Source organism: Agromyces humi (genome assembly GCF_009720255.1).
Classification (GTDB): Bacteria; Actinomycetota; Actinomycetes; order Actinomycetales; family Microbacteriaceae; genus Agromyces; species Agromyces humi.
Genome location: NZ_WJSP02000013.1, coordinates 24,243 through 32,167, shown reverse-complemented (window position 1 = coordinate 32,167; position 7,925 = coordinate 24,243). Strand labels below are relative to the sequence as shown.

Here is a 7,925-nt window from a genome sequence, read left to right as displayed (position 1 = left end):
TCCTTGAACCCGGTCGCCGTGCTGACGGTGCCGTCGGGGTTCAGCCGCGCTCCCTCGAGGTCGCCGGCACGGTTGGTGGGTGCCACGACCTCGGCCATGAAGTTGCCGGCCTCGTCGAGGATCTCGGAGACCGTCTCGAGGTCAGCGTGCTCATACCCCGGGAGCAGCGCGACTGCGTCGTAGTCCACCACGTGCTCGAGGATGAAGGCGATATCGGCTGTCGGGGGTCGGAATGCGCTCATGCCCGCAGCGTAACTGCGCTTTCGTGGGCGGGTCATGATGTCTGCGGGTTCCACGATGCGCGTCATCGGGCCGCTCGCCGGTTTGGCAGCATTCCACAACGCGCCGTCTCATACCGTCGAGAAGTTCCCACTAGATCAACTACTGGCCGGTCCTGTTGGCGACGGTGTCGAGCATGGCCGCCCGACCCATCTGGATTGACCATGGTCGCGTTCCGGATCGGGCGTAGTCGCCCTGCGCAGCAGCTCGAAGTCCATGACGCCGAACTCACGAAGCGGGCTGGACGCGCGTTGGTCGCGGCCGACGAGCTCGGCTTCGCCGAGGCGGAACTGCGGGATGCCGCGAGCAGGCAACTGAGCGAGACCCTCGCCGCGGCCCGCAGGCATCTGAGTGACGCGTTCCGCATGGACCGGCTCAATCACGGCGCGTTTCCCCGGCAGTGCCGACGAGGTTCCGGCCCGCGTCGCGGAGCTGTGCGACCTGATTCTGGAGGAGCTCAATGCGCAGACCAGTGCGCTGGTCGAGCGGATGCGGCGTGCAAGGCGTGCGCCGGAGGTCATCGCCGGCGTGCGAGCGGATGCCGCGGCGCTCGGCTCCCGTGTGCCGCATGCCTACGCGACCATCCCCCACCTCGCCACCCGCTACGACCCGGAGGCGCTCCCTGACGTGTCAGGCAATGTTGGGAGGCCAATCAGTTGCTCGGAATCGCCGAGCACAGCGTCGGCGTGGCCGAGCGCCGTCACGTAGCCGGCTATCGCGAGCCGGCGAGCGTCGCGATCGAAGCATCCGTCGAATCGGTGCGCCGAGCGGCGACCCTCCTTCGATGCGGTGGAGACCTTCGAGGTCGAGGCGCTGCGGCCTGAGTCCACGCTCGCTGCGCTCGTCGAGGAGTCCCGTCGTGACCTCGCCGCCGCGCTCGAGGAGCCCCGCTCCCGCCGCGTCGCGGATACGAGCGGCGAGCTGCAAGCGGCCCTCGCCGCCCTCCCGCCGGCCGGCGTCAACACCAACCCGTTCGCCCACCTGAGCCGATCGCGAAAGGCACGCGCAGCGCTGGAAGCCACGATCTCCGCTGCCCGCGAGCGCCCGACGGATCTGATTCCGCTGGTACACCACGTGCATCACGCGATCAGGGACGCCGACCGGCAGTTCGATGTCGCGCGCGATGCCATCGCCGCCCACCCGGGCCACATCGGCGTCGAGGCCCTGACGCGGCTGGCCGAGTCCGAGCGCGCCCGCGTCGACCTCGCCCACTCCCTCGGCAGTCCCGCGGCGATGACCGGGGTGATCGCCCAGGATTGCCGGGAGCAACCGATCGCGATGGCCCGCCGTGTTGCGTCCCTCGCGAGCGAATCGCTGGACCTAGCGCGTCGTGATGTCGACGCCCGCCGACGCAACGGGCTCGGGCAGCGCGGGCCGGGCCGGGGCCGCGTGCCATCGCCGGGCGAGGGACCGCATGCTGCGGCACGGCCGGCATCGGTAACCTCCTGACCGGCGGCAGGAACTTGCGAATGATCGCGGAGATTCGGAGTGTCGGCCCGTAAGCACCGCAGTAACGGACGACCGCCCCCGTCTCCAGTCGAGGCACGTCATTCGACCCCAAAACGGGGGGCGGGGCATCCGAGTAGGAACCCCGCAGCCGTGAACTCGCTAACCTAAGGGAATTCGCCGAGCAGACAGCGCCTCAGGGAATTGAACGCCGGCTCGGCAGTAGTGCGGAATGCCGGCGAGAGGTCGACCCGTAGTAGGGAGGAAGACTCGGTGAAGGTTGGCAATTTCGTGACCTTCAGCGGCGCACCTGGGATTGGGCGGATCGGCGAGACGCGGGGCACGGAAGTGAGAGTCGATTTCTTCGAGTCGGCGGCGGAGCCATGCGCCGAATCTGTCTGGAAGCGCGTATCAGAGGTTCGCTGGGTTCAACTTGAGGAAGAGACGCGGGTCTTTTTTCGGTTGGGAACAGGGCACTGGAGGGCGGGCCGAGTGATCGGCGCGAAAGACGGGTTCTACTACGTCAAAGTTCCAAACGTACGCGGGCGCGTGGAGATCGACGAAGGGGACCTTTACACGCGATGGGACAAGGCGCCACGTGATCCGCTGCAGGTTCTGCTCAGCGGAGCAAATGAGACGCCACGCTTTCGGGACGCCCGCGAACCTGTGAGGCGACTTCTGCTTGAGGAACGTGCCGCGACGGCATCCGCTTCTGGGATCATGTCGGCCGGAGTTCGGATTCACGCACACCAAGTCAGCGCCGCACTTCGCATCATCCGTGACCCCGTACAGCGGTATTTGCTGGCGGACGAGGTCGGCATGGGGAAGACAATCCAGGCCGGACTTGTGATGCGCCAACTGCTTATCGATGCACCCGACCGCCGTGTTGGTGTCATCGTTCCGGACGCCCTTATCGCTCAGTGGCGCTCCGAACTAAGTGACAAGTTCTACCTCGACGACTTTCCGTTAGCACGAGGAGTAGCGCCATACGAGATCCTGGGTCATGAAGAGGTAGCGCGTTGGCGCGACCTGACGGACGTAGACCTCCTCGTGGTGGACGAGGCCCACCTACTAGCGCAGGCAAGCGATCCAAACTCGTCCCCCTACCGCGAGTTGGCTGAAGTTGTCCATGCCGCCCCACGTGTTCTGATGCTCTCAGCGACGCCGTTCGCCCGCAGCGCCACGACTCACCTCGCACTGCTCCACCTCCTAGACCCTCAGTTGTTTCGTTGGGAGGACCGAGAGAAGTTCGAGGAGTTGCTCGCCGCAAGGCGAGAACTGGCCTTCGCTGTCTTTGGCTTGGATCCGGACCCAGATCCAGACAACCCCGAATTCCTCGATCTCCAATTCGAGGAGATCCGGGCGTTGATACCGGGGGACGAATTACTCCAGGCGGCTATGTCCCGTGCGATGGCTGTGTTCGGGCCCGCCGGGACGAGTTCTGACCTCATCGACCAAGAGGAACTCCGCGCGGCCGTCGAGGCTGTCCGCACCCACATTTCCGAGACCTACCGTCTTCACCATCGGGTGATCCGCAACCGCCGCCAAGAGGTCGCCCGACAGAAGTCGGATGACGATGGGCTGCTAACGCCGTTTGAGTTCACCGGTCGGACGCGACCAAAAGTCGTCCGCCTCGAAGGGTCCGAGGAGCATGCCGCAGGTGCGCGGGCGGTTGCGTCCTGGGCGGCGGGTTGCGCGGCCGCAATCCTTGACGAAGACATCGATCCGGTGCTTTACGGGCCGGTGCTGGGAGTGTTGGTTTCGCGAGTTGGTGGACCTATGGACGACCTCGTCGGCGTCCTGGAGTATCGGGTCGGTGGAGAGGCGGATGCTCACGCGCTTGGCCCTGTAGAACGCGCGGTGCTGGATAGTGCGCCGCCACTTGGGTTCGAGGCACGACTCCTCGCGAGCCTCAAGAACCACAGCGGTTCAGACGGCCTCACCGCCCTCGCTAGTGCACTCGGTCGGGTCAACCCGTCGTCTCGTGCGGTCGTCTTCTGCGGGCGGGGATCCCTCGCGGAAGAACTCGTCCGGTCAGTTCGCGCAGCCCCTGGCATCGCGACGAATGCCTTCGCTCATCTGTCACAGCAGTCCGAAACACAACGCGAGTCGGCAGCGAATGCATGGCGGACGTCCGGCGGGTTATTGATCGTCGATGAAAGCGGTGAGATCGGGAAGAACTTCCAGGACGCGTCGCTTGTTTTCCATGCGCGACTTCCATGGAGCCCAAACGCCCTTGAGCAGCGAATTGGTCGGGTGGATCGCTACGGCGGCCACCGTCCAGCTCAGCAATTCGTTGTGGTTGCTGGAGAGCGAGGCGAAGTCCCAGACTCCTGGCTCCGAGTTCTCGTGAGCGGATTCGAGATTTTCGACGACTCTATTTCTGCGCTTCAGGAGGCCGCCGACGAGATCGCCATCGAGGCTTGGGCTGGATGTGCGCGGGAGGGCGTGGAGGCGCTCCTCGATCGGATCGCGCCGATCCACGATCAATTGCGGAAGGAGCGCAGCCGAATCAACGAACTTGACGCACTTGAGTCGAGTTTCGGCACCAAGTCAGAGGGTGAATCCATGGCGGCAGCGATTGCGAGATATGAGGAGCAACCGCGGACTCTCGAGGATGCGTACCTTCGCTTGGTCACTGGGGTTGAAGGCTTTCGACTGACTTCGTCGCGTGACAAGGACGGCACAATAACCTTCGGTCGCGACCCGATAGAGCAGCCCCTGTTCAGTCCGAGACTGCTCGGCCGGCTAATGTCGGTGGATGCGGCGCGAACGGGATCGTTCGACCGGTGGGGTCTCCCTCCGAGAAAGCGGCTATTCCGCCGGGGCAATCCGTTCATTGATGGAGTCGAGAGCCTCCTCGAACTGGACGACCGTGGACAAGCTGTCGCGATGTGGAGGCTCGATCAACGGTGGCCAAACGACCCATTCATCTTCTTTGGGTTCGACTTCCTCATCGAGGCCGATTTCGACCCCATCCTTCAATTGCTTGATGACGACCCCGCACTCGAGCCCGTCGCCCGCAGGCGCGCTGATGCGGCGTTCCCGCCTCAACGCCAGCGTGTGTGGATCCCGGTCAACACCCAAGCGCCCGTCTCGAGTCCTGGCTTCATCACGTACCTGGATCGACCCTTCGAGCAGGGTCCGGACCAAAACCTGAACTACGAGAAGATTCCTGCGCTTCACTTCCTCCTAGGCGGTGAGGCGAACCTCGCGCCTGTTGCGAACGCCTCTTACGAGGCAGCCAGGCGCCACGTCGTTGGTCTGGCCGACGTCACCGAGGCATCCGCGCGAGCCGCGATGGAGGTTCGACGTGAGACCGAAGTGGTGGTGGCACAGAGCCGGGCACGGTCTCAGGCTGCAGGACTCGTTAGCGACCCGACGGCGCTTGAGATTGAGATCGCGATCGGTCGAGCGCTCGAGGCGGGGGTCGTAAATCCGATCGTACGGCTGAGCGGAGTGACGTGCGTAGTGGTCTCGGCGCAGCCCTGGGGGGCATATGTCAAGGGATGACATCTGGACAGCGCAGGCCGTACTAGACCGGTGGCCGGAGCTTGGCGTGGAATCCGGCCGTGTAATCTCTGACGCGTGTCGGCGTCTTCTGGACGCACTCAGCGGGCTGACGACACAGGCGGCAGGGCGGCGGGACGTTGCTGCACTGATCAGACAGGTCCTCCTCACGGCACGGGAGACCTACGGCGGCAACCCGTCGCTTGTCACCCCGAGCACGCCACTCTGGCCGACCGTTGAGGAGTGGGAGGGCCTGGAGTGTCAGGCAGCTCGGCTATCGGATGGCCGACTATCGATTCAAGCCTTGGACTGGGAGCCTCCCGCTACCCCGGAGGGTGGAGATACCGGGCGCGACGAGGCTCGAAGCGAGGTTCGAGCCGTGTATCGGGACGTGGATCCTGAGGAGCCTCATCTCCTCGACGCTGACCCGTTTTGGAAGGAAGCACACCACTACCCCACGTATCGGGGTGAGCCGCAGCGACAGGCAGCTCGGGCGGCTGTGCTCAATGACGAAGGATCCGTTGTCATTGCGCTGCCCACCGGTCGGGGCAAGACCGCCGTGGCGTGGAGCAAGGTGCTCCTGTCTACCCGCGGCGTAACGGTCATCGTCGTCCCGACTGTGGTTCTCGCCCTCGACATGGAGCGGCGAACGCACCAGATGGCACAAGACAGGGGCATCCAACTCAGCCCGGTGGGCAGATTCGCATACGTCGGATCGCTCGACCCAGACACGAAGGCGCAACTCCGCGAGGCGATGAGGTCTGGTAGCCAGAGGCTGCTCTACACATCTCCCGAGGCGTTTGTGTCAGGTCTCGCGCCCTCGGTCCTCGCTTGCGCCCAAGCAGGTCTCCTTCAGCAGATCGTAATAGACGAGGCTCACCTTGTCGATCAGTGGGGGACTGACTTCCGACCGGAATTTCAGACGATGCCCGGCTTGATCCGCGACGCCCACATCAACGCCCCCGACGGACGCAAACCATCCATCCTCCTACTCAGCGCAACTCTTGCGCAACGGCCGGTCGACTTACTCATCGATCTCTTTTCAGTCGGCGATACCCAAGCGGACGTAGTGTGGGGGTCCGAATTGCGTGCGGAGCCGGCCTACTTCATCGATTCGCACGACGATGAGGGTGCTCGACAGGCAGCGGTGCTCAAAGCCGCTAGCTGCCTTCCGAGACCGCTCATCCTTTACGTCACCAAGGTCGACGACGCAAATGCCTGGGTAGCACGCTTACGAGAGGCTGGCTTCAGGCGGGTGGGGTCCGTCACTGGGAAATCCTCGGATGATCAACGCCGAACGGTGATGGAACAATGGCGCGGGGTTGGCGGCACACCAACGGCGTACGACATTGTTGTGGGCACGTCCGCGTTTGGACTCGGGCTTGACATGCCCAACGTGCGCACCGTCCTTCACGCCTGCCTGCCGGAAACCATCGACCGCTATTACCAGGAGGTGGGGCGATCCGGACGCGATGGCAGACCTTCACTCGCGTATCTCTCGATTGGTCCAGGAGATCGCCAGACCGCTGAACGATTGAGTGAAATCACGATGATCGGTGACGAGTTGGGGTGGAATCGATGGCAGGAACTTCTCCAGCGTGGCGAACTCCTAAGCGAACTGCGCTACCGCGTTCGCAAGAGCGCACTTCCAGCGCACCTGGATAAGGGCTTCGGGCGCAGCAAGCAATGGAACGTGCGAACTCTTACCCTGATGTCCCAGGCGGGCATCATTGGCTTGCGTGTACCTCAATGGAACCCAAAGCCGAGCATGACGGACGAAGAACTCGCGACATCGCGTGCCAAGTTCTTCGACGAGGTCGAAGACTATATCGAGTTCGAACTAAGGAATGGCGAATATCTGAGCCGGAGCGGCTGGATCACCGCCATGGGCCGGGTCCGCTCTGAGGTGCGGGAAGCCCAGCGGCACGCGCTCATGTCGTCCATGGAACTTGCCAAGGCTCGGAACTGTGTCGGCCGAAGTATCGCAAGACATTATCGGGTGGCGGTGAGCGGAGGCATACTCGTCACTCAGCCGTCATGTCGGGGCTGTCCATCGTGCCGTCGCAATCCATCTTCAGCGCCCCCGACACCGCCCGAGCCGGTTCCGAGCGTTCCGGAACCGAGATCACCACGAGATCCGCTTGCTAGGTGGCGTGGCGGTAGCCCATCGTTGTTCATTTGGCATGAGGTCGATGAAGACCTCCATCCGCTGCTGCTCCGAATGGTGCAACGTGAAGTGTGCGTGTTCGCTGGCTTGAATCCATCGGCAGGTGTTCGACTCCAACGCGCGGCTGCGCACACCCCGGTGATCCTCGACGACCCCAGTTCGGTTGCGCCGCTCGCACATACCTACTCGGGGCCCGTCGCTATCGTCCTAAGTGAAGCCAGAATTCCGGACGATGTCATTGAACGCCATAGGTTGGGCCTTGTGACGTACATCGTGGGGCTTAAGGACACACCTAACCCCGATCGTCCAGGTTGGCCGCGACGCGATACACACGACGCGATCTCGGCCCGCGCCCTACTGAAGGAACTCTGACATGGAAGTCCTGAATCCGAGTCCCGTGCTCTGTTGGCCCCCGACGATGTGGCTCACGTACCAGGTGATCATGAATGCGTCGGGGCTCACTCAAGACCAAGTCTTGTCGCAGGTTGTCCCGGAATCGCTTCGACCACGGACACCACAAGAG

General features: G+C 63.6%; 4 protein-coding genes and 1 pseudogene. 4 read left to right on the top strand and 1 reads right to left on the bottom strand.

Features of this window, described 5'->3' with window-relative positions; genetic code table 11:
* A pseudogene (locus tag GH736_RS03010) lies at positions 1 to 242 on the bottom strand (acyl-CoA dehydrogenase N-terminal domain-containing protein); the annotation flags it as partial.
* Between the two features lie 388 nt (positions 243 to 630).
* Between GH736_RS03010 and GH736_RS03005 the strand changes: the two are divergent.
* The 4 genes from GH736_RS03005 to dpdF all read left to right on the top strand — a co-directional run bounded on the left by GH736_RS03005 (position 631) and on the right by dpdF (position 7,774).
* Positions 631 to 987 carry a hypothetical protein gene (locus tag GH736_RS03005; protein WP_159600131.1) on the top strand — a complete coding sequence of 119 codons (357 nt, stop codon included), beginning with the start codon at positions 631 to 633 and terminating at the stop codon, positions 985 to 987.
* A gap of 81 nt (positions 988 to 1,068) precedes the next feature.
* On the top strand, positions 1,069 to 1,728 hold the full coding sequence (locus GH736_RS03000; protein ID WP_159600129.1) for a hypothetical protein: 660 nt from the start codon (positions 1,069 to 1,071) through the stop codon (positions 1,726 to 1,728).
* Positions 1,729 to 1,998: 270 nt separating this feature from the next.
* Positions 1,999 to 5,238, top strand: coding sequence for a protein DpdE (gene dpdE / locus GH736_RS02995; protein ID WP_159600127.1), 3,240 nt, complete (start codon positions 1,999 to 2,001; stop codon positions 5,236 to 5,238).
* Complete coding sequence (dpdF, locus tag GH736_RS02990) at positions 5,225 to 7,774, top strand: protein DpdF (protein WP_159600125.1); 2,550 nt, start codon at positions 5,225 to 5,227, stop codon at positions 7,772 to 7,774. The genes dpdE and dpdF overlap by 14 nt, the downstream gene beginning before the upstream one ends.
* Positions 7,775 to 7,925 lie beyond the last annotated feature (151 nt).

Excerpts from the sequence above, each read along its gene's own strand:
- dpdF (WP_159600125.1), top strand. The coding sequence starts at position 5,225 with ATGTCAAGGGATGACATCTGGACAGCGCAGGCCGTACTAGACCGGTGG.